Below are 25749 nucleotides of genomic sequence, written 5' to 3' on the forward strand. Positions count from 1 at the left end.
GTCCTTGAAGGTCTTTTTGGGTGCCTCCTCGCCTTGTGGCACCGGCTGTAGATCAGCGAGAGCTTGGACAGGCCCTCGCGGCGCAGCAAACGGCTGATACCTGAGCGGGATGCGTCAGCGTTGATGAACTCCCGGGTGACACTGACCAGGTCGTCCAAGGGCAGCAGGCACAGGCGCCGTATCTCCATCACGATCGCCTCTTGCGCCGGACTCAAGGTGGTGGGCAACTGGTGCGCGCGGTGCGAGCGATCAAGGTGTCCGAGCGATTGCGCCACTTGCGCGCCGTACCACGGCTGATGTTGTAGGTCTGGGCCACTTCGGCAAGGCCGGCCTGGGATTCATGAATCTCAGCACGCGTGCGTGGGGTGGTGCGTGCCATCGGATGGACCATGCTCATGATGCGTTCTCCTCAGTACCAGAGGCCAGAAGGCCCGCCAAAACAGCACGGGCCCGGAACAACGGCCAGCTGCGACGGGGTACATAATCGCACGGAACTCGACAACGACTCAGAGTCACAACTCAACCGGGCATACGACAAGAACCTGAGCCAAATGGAGGGTTCAAGAAGGACCCGTTTTTAACATCCTCTTCAAGTACATCAGTGACATAACTCTTGGAAGCATCTCCCTCTGAGCCTGCCACCCCTGTGGTCGCACGAAGCGTATATGCCAACCACCTGCCCATATTTTGCCCATAACTGACCTGCACCAAGAGCTGTCCGTTTTCATCCGTCTGGTTTCCATTAACGTAAGAGACGATTACCTCAGCCTTCCTCGGCTGAACTGAACCATCACCATTAATGTCCTCTCCCGAACCCGAGTCCAAAAACCCATTACGGTTCCAGTCTTCGTTAAGACACCAGATGTTCTGGCCAGTTACTGGTTCAATCGTGGAAGCCTGCAGAGTCTTAACCGCCCCTGCTATCAGTGGTGTCGGCACATAGTCCGGGTGTATGGTCCGAACATTCGGCGTAGAGACAAACTGGTACGGATATCCCCACACAAGCCCCTTACCATAATGCGTAACATCCACACTGGCGCTGACAATAGCGCCCTTAACTGCGACACCTGCCGCATCATTAACTTGAATCAAGAATTTTTTGATGTAAGCAATATCACCAAGTCCCTTTTCGAGCTGATTATCATCACTAATACTAATACTAAGAGGCGCTCCAGCAACAGTCAAAGTTGCAGGAACCCAACTGGGGCAATCCGTATTAGACATGAAATCAGTAGGACTAAAGCATGCTCGCACCATCACTCCATTGGTAGGACTACTTCGAATACCAGCGATGTAATCCGCTTCAGCGACACCCGCAGCATTTGTATAGATAGTTGCGTCGCCTGTCGAAATAGTTTCGCCATTACCCAAGGCGGGGGGAACGATCTCAAACCGCACTCGCATGTTTTCGATCCCTGCGTTCTCCGCAGTCTGAAATTTGGCGGAGAGTTTAGATCTGTTTGTTGTGCTGCCCGCTACGTTAGGTTGGATCGTCGTTGGATTTGGCGTTAAGGACGAGGTACTTGGGACACCCACTGCCGCAGGCTTGCCGCTCACCCCCGCCGCAACCACTTCGACGATCTTAGAAACTGAAGTGCCTAAAGCAGTCACAACAACCGTGTAAGTACCCACGGAACTAGGTGCCGCAAAGGTAATTACAGCGTTCCCTGAAAGATCAGTGCTCGCGTGACCTAGAGCAACTGCGGAACCATCAAAGCTAAAGCTGACGTTTGGAATGGCTGCACCTGCACTATCAGTTGTAGAAACATTAAGGCTGACCAATTGACCCGGATTAGGTGTTGCAGGTACTGGCAACAGCGTAATCTGACTACCTGTGACCTGCACAGAAGCCGTTCGAGTCAAGTCCCCAACACGTATAATTGCATCTATCTGACGATTAGATTTATTCCCGCCAATTTGGATTTTTCCACCGAACTGACCATTACCATCAGTAACATCCCCCGTGGTCTTTAAGAAAACTCCGTCCGGGTTGAGCGACACCTGCACAGGAACACCAACAATAATATTTCGACTTGCGTCAAGAACCGTAATCTTCAAATCAGAAGCATCCGAACCCGAATTAACAATAGTAGTTTTACTCAATTCAAAAACAACGTCAGAAATGACAGTTGTTGCAGGCGCATCTGAATCTTCAGATTTTGAACCCGAACTCCCACCACCACCACCACAACCAGTCAAAGCAAGTGCCAAGACACCACCCAAAAGAAACCCCAAAATTCTCATTTCTATCACCTTGACTAAAAATTCAGATGAACAACATCTCAACGCATCACACCGCGATCAGAAATCACGCGCGGTGTGATAAAGACCAGCAACTCGGACTTGTTGGCCGTCTTGCTGCGGTTCTTGAACAAATTGCCTACCACTGGCAGGTCTCCAAGCAACGGCACCTTGGTTGTATCGTCAATCTCTATCAGCTCGAAAATACCTCCAATCACCACTGTTCCACCGTTTTCAACCAACACCTGGGTCTGAATGTGTTTGGTGTTGATGGCTATACCAGCAGCTGTGGTTTCACCGCGGCTGTCTTTGTTCACATCCACATCCAGAATAATGCTGCCTTCGGGTGTAATTTGCGGTGTGACTTCCAGTTTCAAATTGGCTTTGCGGAACGAAATAGCGGTTGCTCCGCTAGAGGTCGCGGTTTGGTAAGGGTATTCAGTACCTTGTTCGATCAACGCTTTGACTTGGTCTGCGGTTACAACCCGTGGACTGGAAACAATTTTTCCACGTCCATCGGCTTCCAGCGCTGAAATTTCGAGGTTCAAGAAACGGTTGGCAGCCGAACTGAACAAGGAAATAGCGAAGGACGCTGGTGAAAAGCCTCCGGCACCCGTTGAAGGGAGGTTCACAAACGACGTGTTGACCGTGTCAAGGGTGTTTTCGCTTTCAAGTGTGGTGCTCGAGACGGCGTTATAACTGCCACCAATAGCGATGCGGTTGGTACCGCCCACAGAATAGCCCGCGTCGCCACCTCGAACGCCGCGCAAGTCACTACCACCCAACCGAACACCAATGGACCGGCCAAAGCGGTCGTCGGCTTCAACAATGCGTGCTTCAATCAAAACCTGGCGAATAGGTATGTCAAGTCGGGCAATCAGATCTTGTACCTGCTCCAACTTGGAGGGTATGTCCGTCACGAAGAGCTGGTTGGTACGCGGCTCTGCAATGACACTGCCACGCGGCGACAAAATGCGGGCACTGTTGCCGCTGCCGCCGGACCCACCGCCTGTGATTTGTGTGGCAATGTCGGCCGCCTTGGCGTAGTTCATCTGAAATCCTTGCGTGCGCACGGTTTCCAGGCTTTCAATCGAAGCCTTTGATTCGAGCTCTTGCTTTTCTCTGGCTGCAATTTCGTCTTTTGGCGCAATCCAGAGCACGTTGCCCGACTTGCGCATGCCAAGACCCTTGGCTTGCAAAATGATGTCCAGCGCTTGATCCCAGGGCACGTCCTTCAGACGAAGTGTCACAGCACCCGACACAGAATCGGAGGTCACTACGTTGAAGTTGGTGAAATCGGCGATCACCTGAAGCAAGGAACGAACCTCAATATTTTGGAAATTCAGCGACAATTTTTCCCCGCTGTAGCCGGGGCCTTGCGTCAATTTGGAAGGATCTACTTTTTGCTCTCGAACTTCCAAGACGAACTGATTGTCGCTTTGGTAAGCCGAATGCTCCCAGTTGCCTTTGGGGGTAACAACCATGCGCACACGGTCACCACTTTGAGAGGTTGCGACGGTTTGCACCGGGGTACCAAAATCGGTGACATCTAAGCGCCTGCGCAATCCCTCAGGCAAGGAGGTTTTCAGAAAGTCAACCACCAAGTTTTGACCCTGTTGTCGAATGTCTACCCCCACCTGGTTGTTGGCCAACTCAACGACAATGCGTCCAGAGTTGCCACTGCCGCGGCGAAAATCAATGTCTTTAAGCGCTACCGTGTCACGGTTGCGGCTCTCGGCAAAAGCAGCCTGAACCGCTGGTGCGGCGGCAACGGCATCAGAGCGCTCAAACACAACCAGCAGGAATTTGCCATCAACTTTGGCTTGGTAGGCTGCGGGCTGCTTCAGATTGATCACCACGCGGGTACGGTCACCGGCTTGAACCACATTGGCTGAACGCAGGTTGCCCTGATTGAGTTCAATGGCGTTGCGCCCTATGCTGTTGGCCACACCGGGAAAGTCCAGCGCGATTCGAGCGGGCGCCTGAATGGTGAAGCCGGTAGGTAAGGCCAAAAGGGGTTCGCTGGTTTCAATGCGAACAACTTCCACGCCGCCTTGAACACCCCCTGTGAGCGACTGAATAGCGTTTTGAGCCTGAGCCCAAACGGTGGTCAGTGCCAGAGAGGCCACGATGACGCTCTTCAGTGCGGCACGCTCCCATGCTCTGATGGTATTGGCCATGTTGGGCTTGATCATTGAGACGCTTCCTCTTGTATCTGCAGCGCCGCAGGGCGCTCGGTCCATTCACCGGCAGAGTCCTGCACGATTTCTCGCAGCGTGACTTCTGTTTCTGTAATCTTGTTCACACGTCCGTAGTTCTGGCCCAAATAGCTGCCTGCTCGCACTTGGTAAAGCAAGTTGTCTACTTTCACGAGCGCCACCAGTTGGCCCTGGCTGCGGATGCTGCCGACCATGCTCATGGCATCCAGTGGATAGGCTTCCAATGGTTGTTTTCGGCGGTTGAGCTCGGGTTGAATCAGGCTCGAATTGAGCACGACGGTGCTGGGACTTCCGCGCATCACACTCGCGAGCTTTTCACCGCTAAAAGGCGGCATCATCTGTTCACCACTGTAGGTTTGGGGAATAAATTTGGTGGGCTCAGAAATGGGCTTCACTTGGGGTTTAATGGCGTTTCGCTCAGCCTGCATCCAGGCAAGAAGCTCATCTTGGCCCGATGTGGTGCATCCCGCCAGCACAACCCAAACGCTTGCACTCAACACCATGGACAGCGTCTTTGGCTGAATCACTTCTTCACCCCTTTGGACTTTTGCTGCAACGCCACTTCTTCCGAATCCAGGTATCGGAACGTCTTGGCTGTGCAGTCCATGGTCAAAATGCCGTCACGGTCCTTGATAGGCGTCAGCGAGAGGTTGTTAAGGGTCACGATGCGGGACAGGTTGGCGATATCGGAAGCAAACAAACCAATGTCGTGGTAAGTCCCGGTGACGCGCACGGAAATGGGGAGCTCCGCGTAATACTCTTTCACCAGCACCTGTCCTGGACGGAACAACTCAAACTGAAGACTTCGGCCCAAACCCGCTTGGTTGATGTCAGACAACAAGGCATCCATCTCGGCCTTGCTGGGCAACTGGCGCTCCAGCTGGTTCACGTATTGCTGAACCTGCTCAAGTTGTTTTTTAAGTGCATCGAGGTTGACAGCCTGCACCAATTTGCTGCGGTAATCGGTACGCAACTGTTCTTCGCGTGTCTTTTCGGCTACAAGCTCTTCGTCAGAAGTCTGCAGCCAAGTGAACCATAAGCCAGCGATCACAACGAGACAAACGGCGACGTAGAGCAAATTGCGGGGAAGAACCGGCCACTGAGACGGGTCGTTGGGGTCCAGCCCTGAGAACTGGGCAGTGATCTGATCCTGGATTTCTTTAAAATCCACGTTGATCTGGGGTATTTTGGCCATGGCGCGCTGTGCCTCAATCAGACTTTGCCGGGCACAACGGGTGCCACAACGGCAGAACCGGAGGTGGCCGTGGCTGAAGGCCGCACGAGCGAAACACGGATTGTGAAATTGGAAACCCGCCGTTGCTCCCGACTGGAGACAACCACATTGGCAGCCACAATTTCCACCAATTCAGGGCGACTCAGCCAAGGACTCTGGTTGCCCAAGTTGCGCAACAACTCAGACACCCGCTCTTGAGATTGAGCAACGCCAACGAGCAGCACACTTTGATTTTCCTGCTTCATGCTGCTGAGGTAGATGCCATCAGGCAACTGGGCAACGAGTTCATCCAGCAGATGCACGGGTAGGTTGCGATCGCCCTGAAGGTCCTCAACAGCCGTCTGTCTTGCGCGCAACGAAGCAATCTCATGCTGGAGGCTGGCAATGTCTTTGATCTCAATGTCGAGCTTGGCGATCTCGCTTTGAAGAAAGCTATTGCGCTCCTGTTGGGTGGCAATTTGCCCCTGGTACCAAGTAAAAATCGCACCGCAAATGATGCCGCCCAGCAGCGCCGAGAGGCCCAACTGGGTGAAAAACTGCTCTTTCTGCCGCTTTCGGGCTGCCTCCCGGTGCGGCAACAGGTTGATCAGAATCATTGGTAGAACCTCCTCAAGGCCAAGCCGGTCGAGGTCAGGTAAGAAGGCGCTTCGCGCGAAATTCTGCGGGCTTGAACCGTTGAAGCGACGTCCATGGCATCAAAGGGATTGATGACCATGCAGGCGAAGGAGGTCTGGTGCGTGACAGCATCTGTCAGGCCCGGCAAAGACGCACTGCCCCCAGCCAAAAGAATGTGGTCCACCTTGTTGTGAGGCGTGCTTGTGAAAAAGAACTGCAGCGCTCGCCCAATTTCTTGCGACATGGATTCAATGAAAGGCCCCAGAACGGCGGACTGGTAGTCCTCAGGCAGATCTCCTGAGCGTTTTTTGACCTCGGCTTCATCGGACGAAAACCCGTATTGACGCACGATAAGCTGCGTGAGTTGCGCCCCCCCAAAAGCCTGATCGCGTTCATACAACACATCGTCGTTCCGTATGACCTGCATGCTCGTGGTCAAGGCACCCACTTCAAACAATGCCACCAGCGAGTCAACGCCCTGGTTGGGCAAGGTGGCGATAACTCGGCCTGCAGCCATGCGCGACGCGTAGGACTCTACGTCCATGATGACCGGTTTGAGACCTGCGGCCTCGGCAAGACCTTGGCGGTCAGACACTTTCTCTTTGCGAGATGCTGCAATAAGGACTTCAACATCACCCGCTGAGTTGGCGCTCGGCCCGATCAAACAGAAGTCCAGACTCACCTCGTCCAAAGAAAATGGGATGTACTGATTGGCTTCTGACTCAACTTGGGCTTCGAGCTCTTTATCGGAGAGCCCACCAGGCAGGATGATTTTCTTGGTGATGACCGCTGATGCTGGCAAAGCCATCGCAACATTTTTGGTTCTGCTGCCACTTTTGCGCACCAGCCGTCGCACGGCTTCAGCCACTTCGTCAAATTTTTCAATGTTGCCGTCGGTGATCCATCCACGATCCAGAGGCTCAATGGCACAGCGTTCAACAACCAGATCGCCAGCACGGTTTCGGCCGAGCTCAACCAGTTTGACACTGGACGAACTGACATCAATGCCCAACAACGGTGCCGGCTCTCGGCTAAATAACGACCCCAATGAGATCAAGGTGGCCCCCAAAAAATGACGGCGCAACGACGCACCAAACTTAAGAAATCACTTGAATGCTAGCAGTAAGCCCTTTGTGCAGCAAAGATTTTTTGCCTTTAACACAAACGGAAGCGTTGTCAAAAGCATACGCATTTTTGTCCCATTTGATCCCCTGTAGCGAGGCAGCAGACCACCAGACAAACAAGAACTCACAATATGCTCGCCTGCCTTTGCACCCCCAGCACTGCGCGATTTTTATAATCTGCCACCGACCAACAGACCCTCCGCATGCCCAAAGACGACCACGCCTCTTCTCTGCACCATTCGCCACCAGTATCCGTGGGACGCAGCGCCGTCATCTGGATCGGTCGCCTTGCGGTGGGCTTGGTCGGACTGGCGGTGGCTGGTGGAGCGGCTCTTTTGCTGGCCGTGGCGATCGCCTTGGCTGTGGCCTACCCCAACCTGCCCGATGTAGCCGATCTGGCAGACTACCGTCCCAAGCTTCCGTTGCGCGTACTCACGGCCGATGGTCAGCTGATTGGTGAGTTTGGTGAGGAGCGTCGCAACCTACTGACCATTCGAGAAATACCGGAGGTGATGAAAAACGCGGTGCTGGCGATTGAAGACGCCCGGTTTTTCGAGCACAGCGGCGTCGACTACCGCGGCATGATGCGTGCTGCGCTGGCCAATTTGGGGCAGGCCAAAAGCCAGGGTGCATCCACCATCACGATGCAGGTGGCGCGCAACGTGTATTTGTCGGCTGAAAAAAGCTACACACGCAAAATCTATGAAGTGTTGCTGACGTTCAAACTGGAGCACATGCTGACCAAGGAGCAAATTCTTGAGATCTATATGAACCAGATCTTCTTGGGACAGCGCGCGTACGGCTTTTCCACCGCATCGCAGACCTACTTTGGGAAGCCACTGAAGAATGTGACGATTGCCGAGGCAGCGATGCTGGCTGGCCTTCCCAAGGCTCCCTCTGCCTACAACCCCATCAGCAACCCCAAGCGCGCACGCATCCGTCAGTTGCACATCATCGACCGGATGCTGGAAAACGGCTTCATCACCCAAGCCGAAGCAGATGCAGCCAAGATCGAACAGCTGACATTGCGACCGAGCGGCATCCAACCAACGGTCCACGCCGAATATGTGGCTGAAATGGTGCGCCAAGCCATGGTTGCGCAATACGGCGAAGAGGCCTACACACGAGGCCTGAATGTGACCACCAGTCTGCAGTCTCACGAGCAACAGGCGGCCTACCGCGCCGTGCGCGAGGGCGTGTTGGACTATGAACGGCGGCAAATTTACCGGGGTCCAGAATTGTTCATTGATCTGCCGGTCGATAAAGTCGCCCGAGACGATGCGATTGATGACGTATTGAACGACCGACCGGACAACGACGACTTGATGTCGGCGGTCGTGCTGGAAGCCAGTACACGCCGGGTGGTGGCCGTGCGGCAAGATGGCGAGCCTTTTGAAATCACGGGGGATGGGCTCAAACCCGCCCAGTCGGGTTTGTCTGACAAGGCCGGACCCAACATCAAAATCCGCCCGGGCGCGGTGATTCGCGTAGTGAAAAGCGGCCCCAAAAGCTGGCGTATCACCCAGTTGCCCGAAGTTGAGTCGGCATTTGTGGCCTTGGACCCCAGCACAGGCGCGGTGCGTGCGCTGGTGGGCGGCTTTGACTTTCAAAAAAGCAAGTTCAACCACGTCACACAGGCCTGGCGCCAGCCAGGCTCCAGCTTCAAACCCTTCATCTATTCGGCGGCCCTGGAAAAAGGGCTGTCCCCGATGACGGTGGTGAACGATGCGCCACTTTTTTACAGCGCGACGCAAACCGGCGGAAAACCTTGGGAGCCCAAGAACTACGACGGCCGATTTGAAGGCCCCATGTCGGTGCGGCGCGCCTTGGCCAAATCGAAAAATATGGTGTCCATTCGGGTACTGCAATTGGTGGGCACACAAAGCGCCCAAGAATGGGTGTCGCGGTTTGGTTTTGACGCCGAAAAACACCCCCCTTACCTCACCATGGCACTGGGCGCCGGGTCGGTGACACCGATGCAAATGGCCGCAGGCTACGCCGTATTTGCCAACGGAGGTTACCGTGTTTCACCCACGCTGATCACGCGCGTGGTGGAGCACAAAGGCAAGGTGCTGTTCGAGGCCCTCCCCACACAGCCCACAGAATCCCAGCGCGCCATTGACACCCGCAATGCATTCATCATGAGCAGCCTGATGCAGGAGATCACCCGCACCGGAACCGCCGCCCGGGCACAGGCCACACTCAAGCGGCCCGATGTGTACGGGAAAACCGGCACGACCAACGATTCGGTGGATGCTTGGTTTGTCGGCTACCAGCGCACCGTGGTGGCAGCGGCCTGGGTGGGCTACGACACGCCCCGCAATCTCGGCAGTCGGGAAACCGGTGGTGGACTGAGCTTGCCCATCTGGATCAACTACATGTCTACCGCGCTCAAAGATGTGCCGGTGGTCGAATACAGTGCGCCCTTTGGAGTGATCAACGTAGGTGGCGATTGGTATTATGAAGAGTACGGTCCTGGCAACGGGGTTCGAGCACTCGGGCTGAATGACCCATCGCCCGGTGCTGCTGCAAGCGACTCTCCAGCAGGCGGCGGCGGTAATACGGCCTCGCCCGCGATGGCGCCGGAGGACCGCCGCAGCATTCTCGACCTGTTCAGAAACTAAAAACCAGCGGCAAGCCCGACTGTTCGCTGGCGTAGCGCGAGAGGCTGGCAAAAAACTCGCCCTGGCCCTTGGTGTCCACCCAGGTGGAGCCATCGTACTGGTAGTGGAAACCACCTGCGCGAGCGGCCATCCACACCTCGTGCAGCGGTTTTTGAAGGTTGATGATGATCTGGCTGCGGTTGGCAAAGGTCAACGTGATCATGCCCCCCACGCGCTGGTTGTCGATATCGGCGTCGGTGGTGTCGTTGATTCGGTCGCAGGTGAGTTCAATGGCCCGCAGCAGCGCCTCGGCGCGGTCCAGAAATTCGATGTCGGTCATTACAATGGGCCCATGTTGGATTTGCACCGAATTTTAGGCGCCACTGCCTTGGCAGGGCGGCCATTCACCCTTGCCGCCCTGCTGGGTGCCGGGCTGCTGCTCTCTGGCTGCGGCCAAAAAGGCCCGCTCTTTTTGCCAACAACCGCCAGCACCGCCCAACCTGCAACGGCAGAGCCCAGCGACACCACGACCAGGCACTGACCGGCCCTGCAGCCCTTGCTGGCCCGTTTCATACCGAGCAGCACCCCGGATTGGTTGCCCCAATCTCTCAGCAAAATACCTTTCATGTCCATCACTTCCGGCGCTGCGCCCACGACACTCCCCCCGTTTTTCACCTTTCATAACGGGCAACTCATGGTTGAAGGCCTGGCGCTGAATGCGCTGGCCCAGCAACACGGCACACCGCTGTTCGTTTACAGCAAGGCCGCCATCTTGGCAGCCTTGGGCGCCTACCAGCGGGGCTTGGCTGGCCGCGCGCACCAGATCTGCTACGCCATGAAAGCCAACTCGACACTGGCCATTTTGCAAACCCTGGTGCGTGCCGGATGCGGTCTGGACATCGTCTCGGGCGGTGAACTGGAACGGGCACTGGCCGCGGGCGTGGAGCCCTGCAAAATCATTTTTTCAGGCGTCGGCAAGACCCGTGCTGAAATGCGCCGGGCATTGGACGTGGGCATTGGTTGCTTCAACGTGGAAAGCCGGGCCGAGCTGGATGTGCTGAACGAAGTGGCACGAAGCATGAGCCTGCGCGCACCGGTGAGCGTGCGCGTGAACCCCAACGTGGACGCGAAAACCCACCCCTATATTTCTACCGGCCTCAAGGGCAACAAATTCGGTATTGCCCACGAAGATGTGGTGGACACTTACCGGCACGCGGCCTCGTGTGCGGGCCTGCGGGTGGTGGGCATTGACTGCCACATTGGTTCACAAATCACCCAGGCCGAACCGTATCTGGACGCGATGGACCGCATTCTGGACTTGGTGCAAGCCATTGAAACCGCTGGTGTACCCATTGCGCACATTGACTTCGGCGGTGGTCTGGGTATTGACTACAACGGCGACACACCACCCGAAGCAGACGCACTGTGGCTGCGCCTGCTGCACAAGCTGGACACCAGGGGCTACGGCGACCGAAAAATCTTCATTGAACCTGGCCGGTCGCTGGTGGGCAATGCGGGTGTCTGCGTGACCGAGGTGCTGTACCTGAAGCCGGGTGAGCAAAAGAATTTTCTGATTGTGGATGCGGCCATGAACGACCTGCCCCGTCCCGCCATGTACCAGGCGTTTCACCAAATCGTGCCGCTGGCACCCCGCAGCGAGCCCACCGCCGTCTGGGACGTGGTGGGCCCGGTGTGCGAAAGCGGTGACTGGTTGGGACGCGACCGGGCGCTGGCCGTGCAGGCGGGTGATTTACTGGCTGTGATGTCGGCTGGTGCCTACTGTATGAGCATGGCCAGCAACTACAACACCCGGGGCCGCGCAGCGGAACTGTTGGTGGATGGGGAGACCGCCACCCTCATCCGCGCTCGGGAAAGCGCTACCGACCAACTGCGCTTTGAAAGCTTGCTGCCCTGACGAGGCACGGCGCACAAACGGCCGGTCAGGGCAATCCTATTGGCCAGGCGGCCTGTGGCCAAATCGCCGCCACAAACGCCAGCCCAGCAGAGAACCCAGGATGGCTGCATAAACAGCCACCTCGTTGAAATCGTTTTTGCCACTGCGCATCCAGAAGAAATGCAATACCGCCAGTGCTGCCACCGCGTACACACTGCGGTGCAGCAGCTGCCAGCGTCGGGCACCCAAAGCGCGTATGGCACGATTGAAGGAGGTGGCGGCCATGAGCCACAGCAGAAACCAGGCGATCGCGCCCACCAAAATAAAGGGACGTTTGATCGCATCCAGCAGCATGGCGGCCGGGTCAAACCCCATGTCAAACCAGGCGTAGGCCAGCAGGTGCATGCAGACGTAGAAAAACACGAAAAGGCCCAGCATGCGCCGAAAGCGGGCCAAAGCAGTCCAGCCAGCCAGCACACGCAGCGGCGTGATGGTCAGCACCAGCACCAAAAAGCGCAAGCTCCAGTCGCCCAGCGAGCGGATCAGGGCCTCTGCCGGGTTGGCGCCGAGTTGGTCGGCCACCGCCGCCCAAAACAACCAGGCCAAGGGAAGGCAGGCCAGCACAAACACCACAGGTTTCGCTATTGGATGCGTCAGGCAACGGTGCACGGTAGAGACGCTGGCGCTGCGCTGGCCAGTCTGGCGTCTCACTGCCGTCACAGCTTCAGAAGCCACAAGACACCACCCGGGCCGACGCGCTTACCGGCATCAAAAGAATTTGCGCAGGTCCATGCCAGCGTACAGTTGCCCGACTTGGGGCTCGTAGCCGTTGAACACCAAGGTCTTGCGCCGTTTGGCAAACAGCCCGCCCTCTTCGCCAATGCGGCGTTCTGTGGACTGGCTCCAGCGCGGGTGCGACACGTCGGGGTTCACGTTGGAATAAAAACCGTACTCCTGCGGTGCGGCCACATTCCATGCGGTGCGCGGCTCCTTGTCGATGAAGCGGATTTTGACCAGCGATTTACCGCTCTTGAAACCGTATTTCCAGGGCACCACCAAGCGAATGGGTGCGCCGTTCTGGTTGGGCAACACCTCACCGTACATGCCAAAAGCCAGCAGGGTCAGCGGATGCATGGCTTCATCCAGCCGCAGACCTTCGGTGTAAGGCCAGTCCAGAACACCATAGGCCAATCCGCGCATGGTCTTGGCATCCGCCTGGGTCACAAACTCCACGTACTTGGCGCTGCCCAGTGGTTGTACCTGTTTGATCAACGCGGCCAAAGAGTAGCCCACCCACGGGATCACCATGGACCAACCTTCGACACAGCGCAAGCGGTAGATGCGTTCTTCCATCGGTGAGAGCTTGAGCAACTCGTCCAGCCCGTAGGTTTTGGGCTTGTGAATCAACCCCTCCACCGACACCGTCCAGGGGCTGGTCTTGAGCGACTTGGCATACGCTGCAGGGTCCGACTTGTCGGTCCCAAACTCGTAGAAATTGTTGTACGTGGATGCGTTTTCGTACGTGGTCACCGTCTCAACGGTGCTGGCGCCCGCTGCCGTTGAACGGGTGGCATTCAGTGCGGTCAGTCGACCTGGGCGGGAAACGACCGCCTGGGCCAGCGCATCGCGCGAGGCCCAACTGGCCAGAGCCGCGCCACCAGCACCCAGCGCGAGCCGCTGCAACAGCGCACGTCGCCCAACGTAGTCAGACGGCGAAGTGATGTCACTGGAAACAGGGTGCTGGAACCCGTTGTGGTTGAGGCGAATGATCATGAATGGCTCCTGGGTTCCGAATCAGTCTTCGGAACGGGATCATTCTTACAAAGTTCCTGCCATCTGGCGCACAGCATGCTGGACAACCCCTGAGCCCCAGGGGCAGCCCAGCTTGTGGGTCACAGTTCGCCGTAGCTGTGCAGACCCGAGAGGAACATGTTCACGCCCAGGAAAGCAAACGTGGTGATCGCCAGGCCCACCAGCGCCCACCAGGCGGCTACCGTGCCGCGCAGGCCCTTCATCAGCCGCATGTGCAGCCAGGCCGCGTAGTTCAGCCAGACGATCAGCGCCCAGGTTTCTTTCGGGTCCCAGCTCCAGTAACCGCCCCATGCCTCTGCCGCCCACAAAGCGCCGAGCACCGTGGCGATGGTGAAGAAGGCAAAGCCCACAGCGATGGCTTTGTACATCACGTCGTCCAGCACTTCAAAGCTGGGCAGGCGCTCGGCAATACGGCGGCGGCCGAACAGGATCGCCGCCACAACGAGAGCAGAAATACCGAAGTAAACGAACCAGTAACTGCCGCCCTTTTCGAGCGCCGACTGGCGGAACACCAAGGGCTCCAGACACAGCACAATGCCCAGCAGCCACAAAGGCGCGAGCTTGTACCAGCGGGTCTCGGAGGCGCTCTGCTTGATCAGGTAAGCAAACGCCAGCATGGCGGCGATGGCGAACGTGCCGTAACCGACAAAGTTGGCCGGCACATGCACCTTCATCCACCAGCTCTGCAGGGCAGGCACCAAGGGCTGAATGGCATGGGCCTCACGCACCAAGGTGTACCAGAGCAGGAAACCCACCGCGGCACTCACCACCAGCATGGAGAAAGCACCCATGGAACGGGTCTTGTACTGGTCTTCGTAATACAGGTAGAACAGCGTCGTCATCCAGCAAAACAGAACGAAGACTTCGTAGAGGTTGCTGACCGGAATGTGACCAATATCCGGACCAATCTGATGGCTTTCGTACCAGCGCACCATGGTTCCGACCAACGCCAGCGTCACAGCCACCCAGGCCATGCGAGAACCCAGGGACTCGAAGGCCTCTCCTGCCCGGGTCAGCATGCCCACCCAGTAAAAAATGGTACTCATGAAAAACAACACGCTCATCCAGAGAATCGCGGATTGGCTGGAAATAAAGTACTTGAGCAGGAACGCCTGATCAGCCCGCGCCAGGTCCGCCGCACCCTCGGGGGTCTGGTACAGCCAGATGGCCAGCAAAGCCAACGCACCCACCACCACAGAAAGCAGGCGCAAAGGACGCCAGAACCAGCCCAGCCAGATCATGGAAGGCACGGCTCCGATCAGAATGGCCTTCTCATAGCCGTTCATCGCATGGTCGTATTGCAAAAATGCCCAGACCGCGCCAGCCATCAGAATGGCCGCGAACAGCCAGTCCCACAGGTTGCGGCGGGCAAAATACCCCGGCGTGGCGCCGGAACCGTTGTTCTTCAGCTCAATGGTGCGGTTCGCAGCGGCAGTGTTCATGGGTTCACCTTCAGCAATTGGCTCTTCAAAACTTCAAATTCTTGATCGGATTCCATCGTCTTGCGGTTGGACGACAGCGCCATCTGGGCCTGTGACGAGCGTTCGCCAGCCGGCGACAACCACACCCACACCCGCCGCTCGCGCACGTACAGCATCGCAAAAACGCCCAAGATCAGCAACAGACAGCCCAGGTACACAATGTTTTGGCCCGGCGCACGCGCCACCTGGAACACGCTGGCCTGCACATGTTCAAAGTCTTTGAGTTGGAACGTCATGGGTGCGGGGTAGAAGAAAGCGTCGCTCAAACTGATCACAGACGTGGTCATGAAACGCTGGGTGGTTTCGTTGCGCTCCAGCGGTGGCAAACCAGCGCGTTCGCGACTGATCTGCATCAGTTCGAACAAGGTGCCGTTGAGGATGCGCACCAGCACGTCGCTGGCCCGCTCGCGCTCGCTCTCGGGCACGTTGACTTCCAGGAAAGCCGACACCGCTTGCAAGCCACCCTTCACCGTTGCACGGCCCTGGGAACCCGCGGTGGGCGCGTCCACCGCTTCAGCCCCGGCAAACAACCCGATTGCACGGTTGGCAGACGCCTGCAGCGCTTCTGCCAACTCGGGGCGGCCCTCTTCCACCGCCGACACGGCGTAGCGGCGCACCGCCAGGTCACGCATGGCTGGGTCGGCCAGCGCCGTGCGCAGGCGCACAAAATCGTCCATGCTGTCCTGCGCATCGGCCGGCACACGCAGGTACCGGAACGGCTCGGCCGGCGTTTCACGCATGCCCAGCAGGTACATGCGCGCACCGTCCAGCTCCATGGGCAGCATGTAGTTGTGGTATTCCACCGCCTGACCCGCAGCGTCGCGCAGCTTGTAGGTGATGCTGGGTCCCACGTTGCGCAGCGTTTTTTCAGTCACCGTCTTGTGACCCGAGCCGAGGCGGCTCTCGATGGAAGTCCGCAGGTCCACCTTGCGCACGTCCACGCCGGAAGCACCCGCCACTTCCGCAAAATTCTCCACATTGATCACCCGCAGCCCGGTGTATTCCAGCGTCATCTTGTCGTCGCCGTTGGTCAGCGCGCTGGTGCTGCCAATCACACCCGAAACCTCAAAGGCCTTGGCAGGGCCGTTGATGGGCATGGCCTGCAGGGTGACTTTGGAGCCACCGTCGTCAAAGCTCGACTGGTAGATGTTGATGCCGCGGTGGCTGGCGGGGTGATTCACCTCGACGCGCGCTTCCTTCTTCTCACCCGTTTCATGGTCGTGGATGACGATGTCGCTGGCAAACAGCTTGGGCATCCCCGTGTCGTAATACTCCACAATGAATTTCTTCAGCTCGACAGAAAACGGCAGGTCTTGCAGGATCACGCCGGTTGGTTGCGCCAGGATGGCCGTACTGGCGGTGGTGCCCTCGGTCACCAGCAGGTTGCCTCTGAACGTGGGATTGTTGGCTGGCAAGCGGTGCTGAACCGGCACGTCGGCGATCAGGCCACCACCCGTGAACGGCGTCTTGCCGTTGAACCACATCTGCGTGCGAACGATCAGATCGCCATCCAACAATCCGCCAATGCACACCAGCACAATGGCGCTGTGCGCAGCCAAGTAACCAATTTTGTTGGCCACGCCTTTTTTGGCGGCCACCATCCAGCCAATACCACCAGCGGTGTCGCGCGACTGCAACTTCACCTTCCAGCCAGCCCCCAGCAAAGATTGGCCGATGCGGTTGGCTGCTGCCTCAGGAGCTTCGCTCAAAGTGGCTTCGGCGCGGCTCGGAAATGCCTTCAGGCTTTGCTCGCGGATGTTTTCTTTGTAGGCCTTGAAGTCCGAAAAAATCTTGGGTGTGTTGCGAACGATGCACAGGCTGGTGCTGATGACCAAAAACGCCAGAATCAGCAGAAACCACCAGGCGCTGTAGACCGAAAACAGATTGGCGCTGCCAAACACATCGGCCCAGAAAGGTCCGAACTGGTTCACATAGTTGTTGGCCGGCTCGTGTTGCTTGACCACGGTACCGATCACCGAGGCGATGCAGATCACCGTCAACAGCGAGATGGCGAAACGCATGGACGACAGCAATTCCACCATCTCGCTGGCCACGCGCGAGCTGGTTTTGATCTGCATGCCTTGAGTGGAGACGGTCATGGAAGAGAGCAAGAGTAAGAAGCAACAAAAAGGGCGGGTCTGGTTACCCCAGAACTCGCCCTGATGTGATGTGATTTTCGGTCAGCGGTTCAATGCAAGAGACGTTCTTTCGCATTGTGACGTCAAATATTAACGCCTGCTTATATCCTCGTTCATTGCGGGGGTTTGACCCGGACCGAAACTCAGCGCAGACCGGCGATGTAGTCGGACACCGCCTTGATCTCAAGATCGTTCATCTTGGCCGCAACACCGGTCATCTGTGCATTGTTGTGGCGTGCGCCGCTGCGGAAAGCATTCAGTTGGCTGGCAGTGTACTCCGCGTGCTGACCCGACAGACGGGGGTACTGCGAAGGAATACCCGCACCGTTGGGGCTGTGGCAGCCGGCACAAGCAGCAATCTGACGGTCGGCAATACCGCCGCGGTAGATGCGCTCGCCCAGGCGCACCAGGTCTTTTTCTTGTGCGAAGCCTGTCTTGGCTTTTTGGTCCGCCAGCCAGAAAGAGATGTTGCGCATGTCATCATCGGACAGTGCGGTTGCAAAACCCTTCATGATGGCGTTGTCGCGCTTGCCCGACTTGAATTCCTGCAGTTGCTTGACCAGATATTCTGGGTGCTGCTGGGCCAGTGTCGGGTTGACTGGTGTGGTCGAATTGCCGTCGGCGGCGTGGCAGGCCACACACACCTGGCCATACAAGGCCGCACCTTTGGCCAGATCGGGCTTGGCCGACTGGGCATGGGCGCTGAACGACAGGGCTGCAGCGGCAGCGGCGCAAAGGAGTGAAACAGGCAATTTCATGTCTGGGCTGACGTCGGTGGCGACGGGTTCGGTTGAGGAGATTCGCGGTAGTTTTGTTCTAAGCCCATCAATTTTACAATGCCCCACCGGGAAAACCCCAAATGACCCAACACCACACTCCAGCCCCCGCCTCCGATTCACCGTCCCAGGACGCCCCGGCCGCCATGGCCGAACAACCCAACGCTGGAAAAAACCCTGTCCCCGCCACGGTGGAAGCCAAGATCGCCCACGGCTGGCTGCACACCGCCCGCTTCCTCACCACCGCTCCGCAGCTGGAACACCTGCCGGCGCTTGAGCTCCCTGAAATTGCCTTCGTCGGGCGCTCCAACGCCGGAAAATCCACCTGCATCAACACGCTGACGCAGCAAAAGCGTCTGGCATTTGCATCCAAAACACCCGGCCGCACCCAGAGCATCAACCTGTTTTCTTTGGGCAAGCAAGGCGTACACGACGCGGTGCTGGCCGATTTGCCGGGCTACGGCTACGCCGCCGTGCCCCGAGAAGCCAAGCTGCGCTGGCAACGCGTGATGGGCAACTACCTCATGACCCGCGAAAACCTCACGGGCGTGGTGCTGTTGATTGATCCGCGCCTGGGCATGACCGAGCTGGATGAAATTTTGCTTGACGTGATCCGGCCGCGCGTACAGGCCGGCCTGAAGTTTCTGGTGCTGCTCACCAAGTCCGACAAGCTCAGCCGCTCCGAAGCGGCCAAAGCTTTGTCGATCGCCAAATTACAAAGCGGCGGCGGCGAAGCCATGCTGTTTTCAGCGCTGAAAAAGCAAGGGCTTGACGAGGTGGCCCAATTGCTCTGGCAGTGGTCTCACACACCCACCAAAAAGGCCAAGGGTGAGGCGGTTGAACCCGACACCGACGTCGATTCGGACCAGGAACCCGAGCCCGAGTCCCTCGACTGACTTTGGTGGACGAACCGGGCCTTGCCGGGCTCTGGCGCCGCCCAGACGTTCAGTCTTTTCCATAAAACGAAGGATCTCCAGGCGGGCGAGTCTTGAAGCGCTTGTGGACCCAGTAATATTGCTCGGGCATGGTCCGGATCATGGCCTCCAGGCGCTGGTTCATGAGGGCAGTGTCGGCCTGCGCATCGGGCCCCGGGTAGTCGGGCCAGGCGGGCAACACCTCTACATCGTATCCCTGAGGGGTAATGCGACTCACCACTGGAACCACTTTGGCTTGCCCCAGACGAGCCAAGCGGGGCAGCGTGGGCACTGTGGCGGTCAACACACCGAAAAACGGAACGAAGACCGACTCCGAAGCCCCCATGTCCATATCGGGCAACAAATACAACACCTCGGCCGCCCGAACCGCCTGCACCACCGGCCGCAAGCCTTGGTGCCTGCTGACCAGCTTCACAGCGCCGTAACGCAAACGGCCCGCGCGAATCCAACGGTCCACCGCTTCGTTGGCCTGCTCGGCATAGACGCTGATGAATGCACGGGGCGCGAACAACGCGAGCGCTGTGCCACCGGCATCCAGTCCCACGAAGTGCGGTGAAAAAATCACCGTGGGGGCGCTGCCCTGCAACTCATCGGTGGCACCCACCAAGCGCAAACGCGAACGCACGGTGGCTTCGTTGGCCTCCCAGAGCCAACTGCGGTCCAGCCAAGCCTGCACAAAATACACAAAATGCTGGCGCACCGCGCGGTTGCGCTGGGCTTCACTGTCTTGCGGAAAACACCGCGCCCAGTTGACGCGCGCAATGCGTCGGCGGCGCGCTGCCACGCCATGCAACAACCGCCCCCCGAGCCAGCCCAGTGAGCGAATCCAGGGCAAGGGCAAACGTGCCAGCAGCCGCATAAAACCCAGACCCAAGCGGTTGGCCCAACCCACATTGGGAGAAGAGTCGACAGGTAAAGGGGAAGAAGTCGGCATAGGAGATGGCTTGCGTTGCGAAGTCAGCGACCGTTGGTCGGCGCAGCGGTGCCCGCATCAGCGCCATCGGCGCCTGCAGGATTTTTGTAACGCGCATAAGACCACAGGTATTGCTGTGGGCATTCGCGCACCAGCGCCTCCATGGCTTGGTTGATTTGGTGTGCGGCCTGCGTCGCATCGGTGGCCATGGGCGCCGTGCGGGTGGGGTCAAAGGGGCGCACATGCACCAGGAAACCGCGCCCCCAGCTCAGGCGCTCACCCCAGATCAGCACGGGCTGCGCCTTGGCGCTGTGAACCAGGCGGGCCGAGAGTGTCATGGTGTAGGCATCGCGGCCGAAAAAAGGCGCCCACACGCCTTGGCCGGCCGGGGGCACTTGGTCGGGCAGCAACCCCACCGCCTGCCCCGACTTGAGCGCCTTGATAAGTTGCTTGACGCCCGCCAGCGTGGTGGGCGCCGTGTGCAAACCCGGGCGGTTGCGGGCGTTCGCGACCAGATCGCGCATCCACGGCTGGCGTGCCGGGCGGTAGAGCACCGTGATGGGCATGCGCTCACCAAACCGCTCGGCCAGCGCCTGCGCCGTGATTTCAAAACAGCCCAGGTGCGGCGTCAGGTACAACACACCCAAGCCATGGGCCTGCGCGGCTTCAATGTGTGCCGCACCTTCCCAGCCCACCCGCACCGGGCGCCCCAGCCACAGGCGAGGCAACTCGGCCACCATTTTTCCAGCCTCGCCCACCGAAACCAACGCGACGCTGAGGGAAAAACCACCCTGACGGACATTGTCCAGCAACCGGCGACGGTAACGCCCAGAGAGCAGAAAGCTCAACCAGCCCAGCAACCAGCCAACGGCGTGCAACATCGGCAGCGGTAACTTGCTCAAGAGCACAAAGAGAAAACGAATCAAAGCGTCCACAGCACAGCCAAAACATAGCCCCACGGAGCCAAGGCCTTGGGACAACAAAAAAAGATGCGAAAAAGCTTGATCTAAAATCGCGCCATCGCCGAGTTACTGAACTAATTGCGGGGCGATTCACAAATTCCGCTAAAGCGTTCGCCGAACTCTGACAGACCGGCAACGCCGATCCACCACCTTTGGAGTTTATATGGCGAACGATTTTCTCTTCACCTCAGAATCCGTCTCTGAAGGCCACCCCGACAAGGTGGCTGACCAGATTTCTGATGCGATCCTTGACGCCATCTTTGCACAAGACCCCCGCAGCCGTGTGGCAGCCGAGACGCTGACGAACACCGGCTTGGTCGTGCTGGCGGGCGAGGTCACCACCAACGCGCATGTCGACTACATCCAGGTGGCGCGCGACACCATCAAGCGCATTGGCTACGACAACACCGAATACGGCATTGACTACAAAGGCTGTGCGGTGCTGGTCGCTTACGACAAGCAAAGCAACGACATTGCCCAGGGCGTGGACCACGCCAGTGACGACCACCTGAACATTGGCGCTGGCGATCAAGGCCTGATGTTTGGCTACGCCTGCGACGAAACGCCAGAGCTGATGCCCGCGCCCATCTACTACGCCCACCGTCTGGTAGAGCGCCAGGCACAGCTGCGCAAAGACGGTCGCCTGCCTTTCTTGCGGCCCGACGCCAAGAGTCAGGTCACCATGCGCTACGTGGACGGCAGGCCCCACAGCATCGACACGGTGGTGCTGTCCACCCAGCACAGTCCCGACCAGTCCGAGACCGCAACCAAGATGAAGGACAGCTTCATTGAGGCCATCATTGAGGAAATCATCAAACCGGTGCTGCCCAAGGAATGGCTGCAAAACACCCGCTACCTGATCAACCCGACCGGCCGTTTTGTCATTGGAGGCCCACAGGGCGACTGTGGCCTGACCGGGCGCAAGATCATTGTGGACACCTACGGCGGCGCCTGCCCGCACGGTGGCGGCGCTTTCAGCGGCAAAGACCCGAGCAAAGTGGACCGATCGGCCGCCTATGCCGCGCGCTACGTGGCCAAAAATATTGTGGCCGCCGGGCTGGCCAAGCAGTGCCAGATCCAGGTGGCCTACGCCATTGGTGTGGCCAAGCCGATGAACGTGACGGTGTACACCGAAGGCACAGGCGTGATTTCCGACGAGCAGATCGCCACCCTGGTGAACGAGCACTTCGACCTGCGCCCCAAAGGCATCATCCAGATGCTGGACCTGCTGCGCCCGATCTACCAAAAAACCGCCGCTTATGGCCACTTTGGTCGCGAAGAGCCCGAATTCACCTGGGAACGCACCGACAAAGCGCAGACGCTGCGCGCAGCGGCGGGCCTCCAGTAACCGCTTGGCCAGCACCTGCTGGATGGCCATACCATGAAACGGCGCGATGCGATCGCCACAAAGTCGACGATCAACCACCGCAACCGCAACGCCTGAGTGCAGCAGAGCCCAAAAAGATCGGCAGCACCGCTTGACAGGTCTCAAGCGTCCTGGGGGACCACTCCCGTCGCACCGACCTGCCAACCTGAAAACAGGCACTCCCTAAAATACAAATCCATTCGCCAAACGCAAGGGGCTTTTGTTACGCTCTTGCAGCGATTGAATCCAGCCGAAGGGCAACAATCCGGAACCTCTACGACAGCATTCGCTTTGAACGGACCTTGACCGTGTGCACTTCAACGATCTGACGCCTTCATCCATGGACACATCCTTCCAACCGCAACAGGCCGACGATACGCACACCCACCTGGAGAACCACCAGGCAGCCGAAAGCGAAAGCACGCCAGGCAACGATCAAGCGCCCGCCCCAACGCAAACAACCACCGAGCCCACCCCCTACGAACCGGTGTCGATGGATGCGAGCCACAGGCTTGTCAAACCGAACCAGGCCTTTCTTGACTGGCTGGGTTACAGCCAGGAAGCGGCTCAGGGACAGCTCGATATTTATGATCTGGACGCCCTGCAGGAAACGCTTGACCAGGCGCATGCGCTGTACGAGTACGCCCCTTGCGGCTATCTGTCGATTGATGCGAGCCACCGGTTTGTCAAAATCAACCAGACCTTGCTGGACTGGTTGGGCTACAGCCGGGAAGAAGCGCTGGACCAGCTCGACATTTTTGACCTGATTGATGCAACTTGGCGCCAACTGGTGTATGACCGTTTGGAGGCCCTGCGGGAAGGCGGGACCCAAGAAGCCATGGAAATTGAGCTGATCTGCAAAAACGGCAGCCGCTTCCGGTCCCTGCTTTCATTCACGGCGGTGTGCAATGCCGAAGGCCACTTTTCGCACACCAACACCACACTGGTGAAAATCATCGACCGCAGGGCAGCCGCACAGCACGTGGTGGCTCAAGACAGGTTTCTGCGAAACATCGCCGACCGTATTCCTACCCGCCTGGCCTATTACGACAAAGACCTGATCTGCCGCTTTGCCAGTGCAGCCCATGCCTCGCGCTACGGCAAACGTGCCGCAGACATGGTGGGCTCGCACCTGAGCGAGGTGGTTCCGCCGGACCTGTTGCCTGAGATTTTCCCTCACGTGACCGCAGCGCTCGCGGGACAGGTGGCCACCGTCGAGATCGATCGTATCGCGGCCGACGGCACCCACCATTACGATGAGATTCATTACATCCCCGACTTCCAGCAAGACGTGGTGGAAGGTATCTTCATTGAATTGCACGACATCAGCGAACGCCGCCGCGCCGAAATACTGGCACACAATACCCATCACGAACTGGAAGAGCGCGTGCGCCAACGAACGGCAGAACTGTTCCAGAGTGAACAGCGCTACCGTCTGATGGTGGATTCTGTTCAGGACTGTTGCATTTACTTCATTGACGAAGAAGGCCTCGTCACCGAGTGGACCCAGAGCGCACAGCGCCTGCACGGGCACAACGCCGCACAGATGCTGGGACGCCCCTACCGTGCGCTGCTGCCCACCGACAACGCCGATGACGAAATCGATCCCGATCAGGTGTTGCAACTGGCCAAGACACACGGCCAATGGGAAACCCACGGCTGGCGCCAGCGCGACGACGGCTCCCGCTTCTGGGCCCACACAGTTCTGACCGCGCTGCGCAACGAATCGGGTGAACTGCAAGGCTTGTCCAGCATCACCAGCGACATGACCGCGACCAAAAAGCGGGAAGACGCAATGAACCGTCTTAACCACACGTTGGAGCAACGCGTTGACGAGCGCACGCAACAACTGGAAGCAGCCAACAAAGACCTCGACGTTTTCATGTACATGGTCTCGCACGACCTTCGTGCACCGCTGCGCCATATTTCCAGCTTTGTAAACCTGCTGGAAGAGCAATTGGGCGAGTCGGTTGATGAACCGGCCCTGCAATACATGAGATCAACAACCCAGGCCACCCAGCGCATGGGCGCCATGATGGAGGGTTTGCTGGAATACGCCCGCTTGGGTCGTGTGGCGATCACCGTTCAGCCCGTGCCCCTGACGCCCTTGATCGAAGGCGTGATTTCGCACTTGGAAGAAGAGAACCCCGGTCGCCCTATCGAATGGGTCATTGCGCACGATCTGCCCACCGTTCAGGCCGACGCCACGCTGCTGACCCAGGTCTGGAACCACCTGCTAAGCAACTCGGTCAAGTACACCCGTCCGCGTGTCAAAGCACGCATCAAAGTAGGCTGGAAGACCAACACCACCGGGGGTCACACCTTTTATGTGAACGACAACGGCGTGGGCTTCGATGTGGACAAGGCACAGAATCTTTTCACCATGTTCCAACGACAGCACCACTCCATGGACTTCGAAGGCACCGGTACGGGCTTGGCGCTGTCGCAGCGCATCATCCAACGCCACGCTGGCCGCATCTGGGCCGAAAGTGCACCAGGTCAGGGTTGCACGTTCTATTTCACCTTGCCGTCCAATGGACGGGAACTCCAGATCAATACCCCCAATATCCCTTCTCCAACTGAGCCCACGACCTGAAGCGCCCTTCAAGGCTTCAACGCTCACGGCATGAGCAGAGCCTGACGGTACCGCAGCCGTGGCACGCTGAACGCACCATCAGCAAAGACCGGATGGCACGGGTTCACGTTCTTATTGTGCAAAAAACCGACCCTGGTCTTGAAAACCCGCGAGGCCGCCCTTATCATTAGCACTCGCTGGTGTTGAGTGCTAACACTTTTCACCAAGTCGATCACCGGTGACGCCGAGCCTCAGGGCTGACGCCACGGGTCTGAATCACCCCTTTACCGTTTTTATCTCAGGAGATGCAATGAACCTTCGTCCTCTCGCCGATCGCGTGATCGTCAAACGTATTGACAGCGAAACCAAGACCGCTTCCGGCATCGTCATCCCCGACGCAGCCGCCGAAAAGCCAGACCAGGGTGAAATCCTGGCCGTCGGTCCCGGCAAGAAAAACGACAAAGGCGAACTGTCGGCCATGAACGTCAAGGTCGGCGACCGCGTTCTGTTTGGCAAGTACAGCGGCCAGACCGTCAAGGTCGATGGCAACGAACTGCTGGTGATGAAAGAAGACGACCTGTTCGCCGTCGTTGAGAAGTAATTTTTCTCTTTTCATTCCTCTTAACTGAATTCTGGAGATATCAACATGGCAGCAAAAGACGTCATTTTCGGCGGCGAAGCCCGCGCACGCATGGTCGAGGGTGTGAACATCCTGGCCAACGCCGTCAAAGTCACCCTGGGTCCTAAAGGCCGCAATGTGGTGCTGGAACGCTCGTTCGGCGCCCCTACCGTCACGAAAGACGGTGTTTCGGTCGCTAAAGAGATCGAACTGAAAGACAAGCTGCAGAACATGGGCGCCCA

Annotated in this window: 21 protein-coding genes and 1 pseudogene; 7 read left to right on the plus strand and 15 right to left on the minus strand. The window is 58.1% G+C overall.

Annotated elements, in window-relative coordinates:
• The 7 genes and pseudogenes from Q7J58_RS15710 to Q7J58_RS15740 form a co-directional block, all read right to left on the minus strand.
• Positions 1–316 (minus strand): annotated as a pseudogene (locus tag Q7J58_RS15710) (IS481 family transposase); the annotation flags it as partial.
• Positions 317–519: 203 nt separating this feature from the next.
• Entirely contained in the window at positions 520–2244 is a 1725-nt protein-coding gene (locus tag Q7J58_RS15715; RefSeq protein ID WP_304830086.1) for a hypothetical protein, read from the minus strand.
• A 38-nt stretch (positions 2245–2282) separates the two neighbouring features.
• Positions 2283–4436 (minus strand): type IV pilus secretin PilQ, encoded by a 2154-nt coding sequence (locus tag Q7J58_RS15720; protein ID WP_304830089.1) that lies wholly within the window; start codon positions 4434–4436, stop codon positions 2283–2285.
• Positions 4433–4963 (minus strand): pilus assembly protein PilP, encoded by a 531-nt coding sequence (locus tag Q7J58_RS15725; protein ID WP_304830092.1) that lies wholly within the window; start codon positions 4961–4963, stop codon positions 4433–4435. Before Q7J58_RS15725 ends, Q7J58_RS15720 begins: the two co-directional genes overlap by 4 nt.
• A gap of 20 nt (positions 4964–4983) precedes the next feature.
• A complete protein-coding gene (locus Q7J58_RS15730; RefSeq protein WP_304830095.1) occupies positions 4984–5655 on the minus strand; it encodes a type 4a pilus biogenesis protein PilO in 672 nt (223 codons plus the stop codon).
• 17 nt (positions 5656–5672) lie between these two features.
• Positions 5673–6290, minus strand: a complete 618-nt coding sequence (locus tag Q7J58_RS15735; RefSeq protein WP_304830098.1) for a PilN domain-containing protein — start codon at positions 6288–6290, stop codon at positions 5673–5675.
• Positions 6287–7366: a pilus assembly protein PilM gene (locus tag Q7J58_RS15740; protein ID WP_304830101.1), complete on the minus strand. Its 1080-nt coding sequence runs from the start codon at positions 7364–7366 to the stop codon at positions 6287–6289. Before Q7J58_RS15740 ends, Q7J58_RS15735 begins: the two co-directional genes overlap by 4 nt.
• A gap of 270 nt (positions 7367–7636) precedes the next feature.
• On the opposite strand from Q7J58_RS15740, the gene Q7J58_RS15745 reads away from it, so the two are divergent.
• On the plus strand, positions 7637–10057 hold the full coding sequence (locus tag Q7J58_RS15745) for a penicillin-binding protein 1A (protein WP_304830104.1): 2421 nt from the start codon (positions 7637–7639) through the stop codon (positions 10055–10057).
• Here the strand turns inward: Q7J58_RS15745 and cyaY are convergent.
• Positions 10047–10376 (minus strand): iron donor protein CyaY, encoded by a 330-nt coding sequence (gene cyaY, locus Q7J58_RS15750; RefSeq protein WP_304830106.1) that lies wholly within the window; start codon positions 10374–10376, stop codon positions 10047–10049. The genes Q7J58_RS15745 and cyaY overlap by 11 nt on opposite strands.
• Before the next feature lie 285 nt (positions 10377–10661).
• Between cyaY and lysA the strand changes: the two genes are divergently transcribed.
• Positions 10662–11951 (plus strand): diaminopimelate decarboxylase, encoded by a 1290-nt coding sequence (gene lysA, locus Q7J58_RS15755; RefSeq protein WP_304830109.1) that lies wholly within the window; start codon positions 10662–10664, stop codon positions 11949–11951.
• Between the two features lie 36 nt (positions 11952–11987).
• Here the strand turns inward: lysA and Q7J58_RS15760 are convergent, their stop codons facing one another.
• The 5 genes from Q7J58_RS15760 to Q7J58_RS15780 all read right to left on the minus strand — a co-directional run bounded on the left by Q7J58_RS15760 (position 11988) and on the right by Q7J58_RS15780 (position 18119).
• Complete coding sequence (locus tag Q7J58_RS15760) at positions 11988–12599, minus strand: protein-methionine-sulfoxide reductase heme-binding subunit MsrQ (protein WP_304830139.1); 612 nt, start codon at positions 12597–12599, stop codon at positions 11988–11990.
• 99 nt (positions 12600–12698) lie between these two features.
• Positions 12699–13703, minus strand: coding sequence for a protein-methionine-sulfoxide reductase catalytic subunit MsrP (gene msrP, locus Q7J58_RS15765; protein ID WP_304830112.1), 1005 nt, complete (start codon positions 13701–13703; stop codon positions 12699–12701).
• A gap of 119 nt (positions 13704–13822) precedes the next feature.
• Complete coding sequence (gene ccsB / locus Q7J58_RS15770; protein ID WP_304830115.1) at positions 13823–15184, minus strand: c-type cytochrome biogenesis protein CcsB; 1362 nt, start codon at positions 15182–15184, stop codon at positions 13823–13825.
• Positions 15181–17322, minus strand: a complete 2142-nt coding sequence (locus Q7J58_RS15775; RefSeq protein WP_304830117.1) for a cytochrome c biogenesis protein ResB — start codon at positions 17320–17322, stop codon at positions 15181–15183. Before Q7J58_RS15775 ends, ccsB begins: the two co-directional genes overlap by 4 nt.
• Positions 17323–17504: 182 nt before the next feature.
• Positions 17505–18119 carry a c-type cytochrome gene (locus Q7J58_RS15780; protein ID WP_304830120.1) on the minus strand — a complete coding sequence of 205 codons (615 nt, stop codon included), beginning with the start codon at positions 18117–18119 and terminating at the stop codon, positions 17505–17507.
• Positions 18120–18283: 164 nt separating this feature from the next.
• Between Q7J58_RS15780 and yihA the strand changes: the two genes are divergently transcribed.
• A complete protein-coding gene (gene yihA / locus Q7J58_RS15785; protein ID WP_304830141.1) occupies positions 18284–19033 on the plus strand; it encodes a ribosome biogenesis GTP-binding protein YihA/YsxC in 750 nt (249 codons plus the stop codon).
• A gap of 49 nt (positions 19034–19082) precedes the next feature.
• On the opposite strand, the gene Q7J58_RS15790 is transcribed toward yihA, so the two are convergent.
• Positions 19083–20006 carry a lipid A biosynthesis acyltransferase gene (locus Q7J58_RS15790; RefSeq protein WP_304830123.1) on the minus strand — a complete coding sequence of 308 codons (924 nt, stop codon included), beginning with the start codon at positions 20004–20006 and terminating at the stop codon, positions 19083–19085.
• A 23-nt stretch (positions 20007–20029) separates the two neighbouring features.
• Positions 20030–20944 carry a lysophospholipid acyltransferase family protein gene (locus Q7J58_RS15795; protein ID WP_336623504.1) on the minus strand — a complete coding sequence of 305 codons (915 nt, stop codon included), beginning with the start codon at positions 20942–20944 and terminating at the stop codon, positions 20030–20032.
• 166 nt (positions 20945–21110) lie between these two features.
• Between Q7J58_RS15795 and metK the strand changes: the two genes are divergently transcribed.
• The 4 genes from metK to Q7J58_RS15815 form a co-directional block, all read left to right on the plus strand.
• Positions 21111–22295 (plus strand): methionine adenosyltransferase, encoded by a 1185-nt coding sequence (metK, locus tag Q7J58_RS15800; RefSeq protein ID WP_304830125.1) that lies wholly within the window; start codon positions 21111–21113, stop codon positions 22293–22295.
• Positions 22296–22653: 358 nt separating this feature from the next.
• Entirely contained in the window at positions 22654–24909 is a 2256-nt protein-coding gene (locus Q7J58_RS15805; protein WP_304830128.1) for a PAS domain S-box protein, read from the plus strand.
• 289 nt (positions 24910–25198) lie between these two features.
• A complete protein-coding gene (locus tag Q7J58_RS15810) occupies positions 25199–25489 on the plus strand; it encodes a co-chaperone GroES (protein ID WP_068174446.1) in 291 nt (96 codons plus the stop codon).
• A gap of 45 nt (positions 25490–25534) precedes the next feature.
• On the plus strand, positions 25535–25749 hold a 215-nt coding region (locus Q7J58_RS15815), incomplete at its 3' end, for a TCP-1/cpn60 chaperonin family protein (RefSeq protein ID WP_304830137.1).

This window comes from Hydrogenophaga sp. (assembly GCF_030656115.1).
Lineage (GTDB): Bacteria > Pseudomonadota > Gammaproteobacteria > Burkholderiales > Burkholderiaceae_C > Hydrogenophaga.

Coding starts and splice junctions, on each gene's coding strand:
- Q7J58_RS15730 (WP_304830095.1), bottom strand. CDS start 5,655: ATGGCCAAAATACCCCAGATCAACGTGGATTTTAAAGAAATCCAGGAT.
- Q7J58_RS15715 (WP_304830086.1), bottom strand. CDS start 2,244: ATGAGAATTTTGGGGTTTCTTTTGGGTGGTGTCTTGGCACTTGCTTTG.
- cyaY (WP_304830106.1), bottom strand. CDS start 10,376: ATGACCGACATCGAATTTCTGGACCGCGCCGAGGCGCTGCTGCGGGCC.
- Q7J58_RS15805 (WP_304830128.1), top strand. CDS start 22,654: ATGGACACATCCTTCCAACCGCAACAGGCCGACGATACGCACACCCAC.
- Q7J58_RS15780 (WP_304830120.1), bottom strand. CDS start 18,119: ATGAAATTGCCTGTTTCACTCCTTTGCGCCGCTGCCGCTGCAGCCCTG.
- Q7J58_RS15720 (WP_304830089.1), bottom strand. CDS start 4,436: ATGATCAAGCCCAACATGGCCAATACCATCAGAGCATGGGAGCGTGCC.
- Q7J58_RS15790 (WP_304830123.1), bottom strand. CDS start 20,006: ATGCCGACTTCTTCCCCTTTACCTGTCGACTCTTCTCCCAATGTGGGT.
- ccsB (WP_304830115.1), bottom strand. CDS start 15,184: ATGAACACTGCCGCTGCGAACCGCACCATTGAGCTGAAGAACAACGGT.
- Q7J58_RS15810 (WP_068174446.1), top strand. CDS start 25,199: ATGAACCTTCGTCCTCTCGCCGATCGCGTGATCGTCAAACGTATTGAC.
- yihA (WP_304830141.1), top strand. CDS start 18,284: ATGGCCGAACAACCCAACGCTGGAAAAAACCCTGTCCCCGCCACGGTG.
- Q7J58_RS15735 (WP_304830098.1), bottom strand. CDS start 6,290: ATGATTCTGATCAACCTGTTGCCGCACCGGGAGGCAGCCCGAAAGCGG.
- metK (WP_304830125.1), top strand. CDS start 21,111: ATGGCGAACGATTTTCTCTTCACCTCAGAATCCGTCTCTGAAGGCCAC.
- msrP (WP_304830112.1), bottom strand. CDS start 13,703: ATGATCATTCGCCTCAACCACAACGGGTTCCAGCACCCTGTTTCCAGT.
- Q7J58_RS15745 (WP_304830104.1), top strand. CDS start 7,637: ATGCCCAAAGACGACCACGCCTCTTCTCTGCACCATTCGCCACCAGTA.
- Q7J58_RS15775 (WP_304830117.1), bottom strand. CDS start 17,322: ATGACCGTCTCCACTCAAGGCATGCAGATCAAAACCAGCTCGCGCGTG.
- Q7J58_RS15725 (WP_304830092.1), bottom strand. CDS start 4,963: ATGGTGTTGAGTGCAAGCGTTTGGGTTGTGCTGGCGGGATGCACCACA.
- lysA (WP_304830109.1), top strand. CDS start 10,662: ATGTCCATCACTTCCGGCGCTGCGCCCACGACACTCCCCCCGTTTTTC.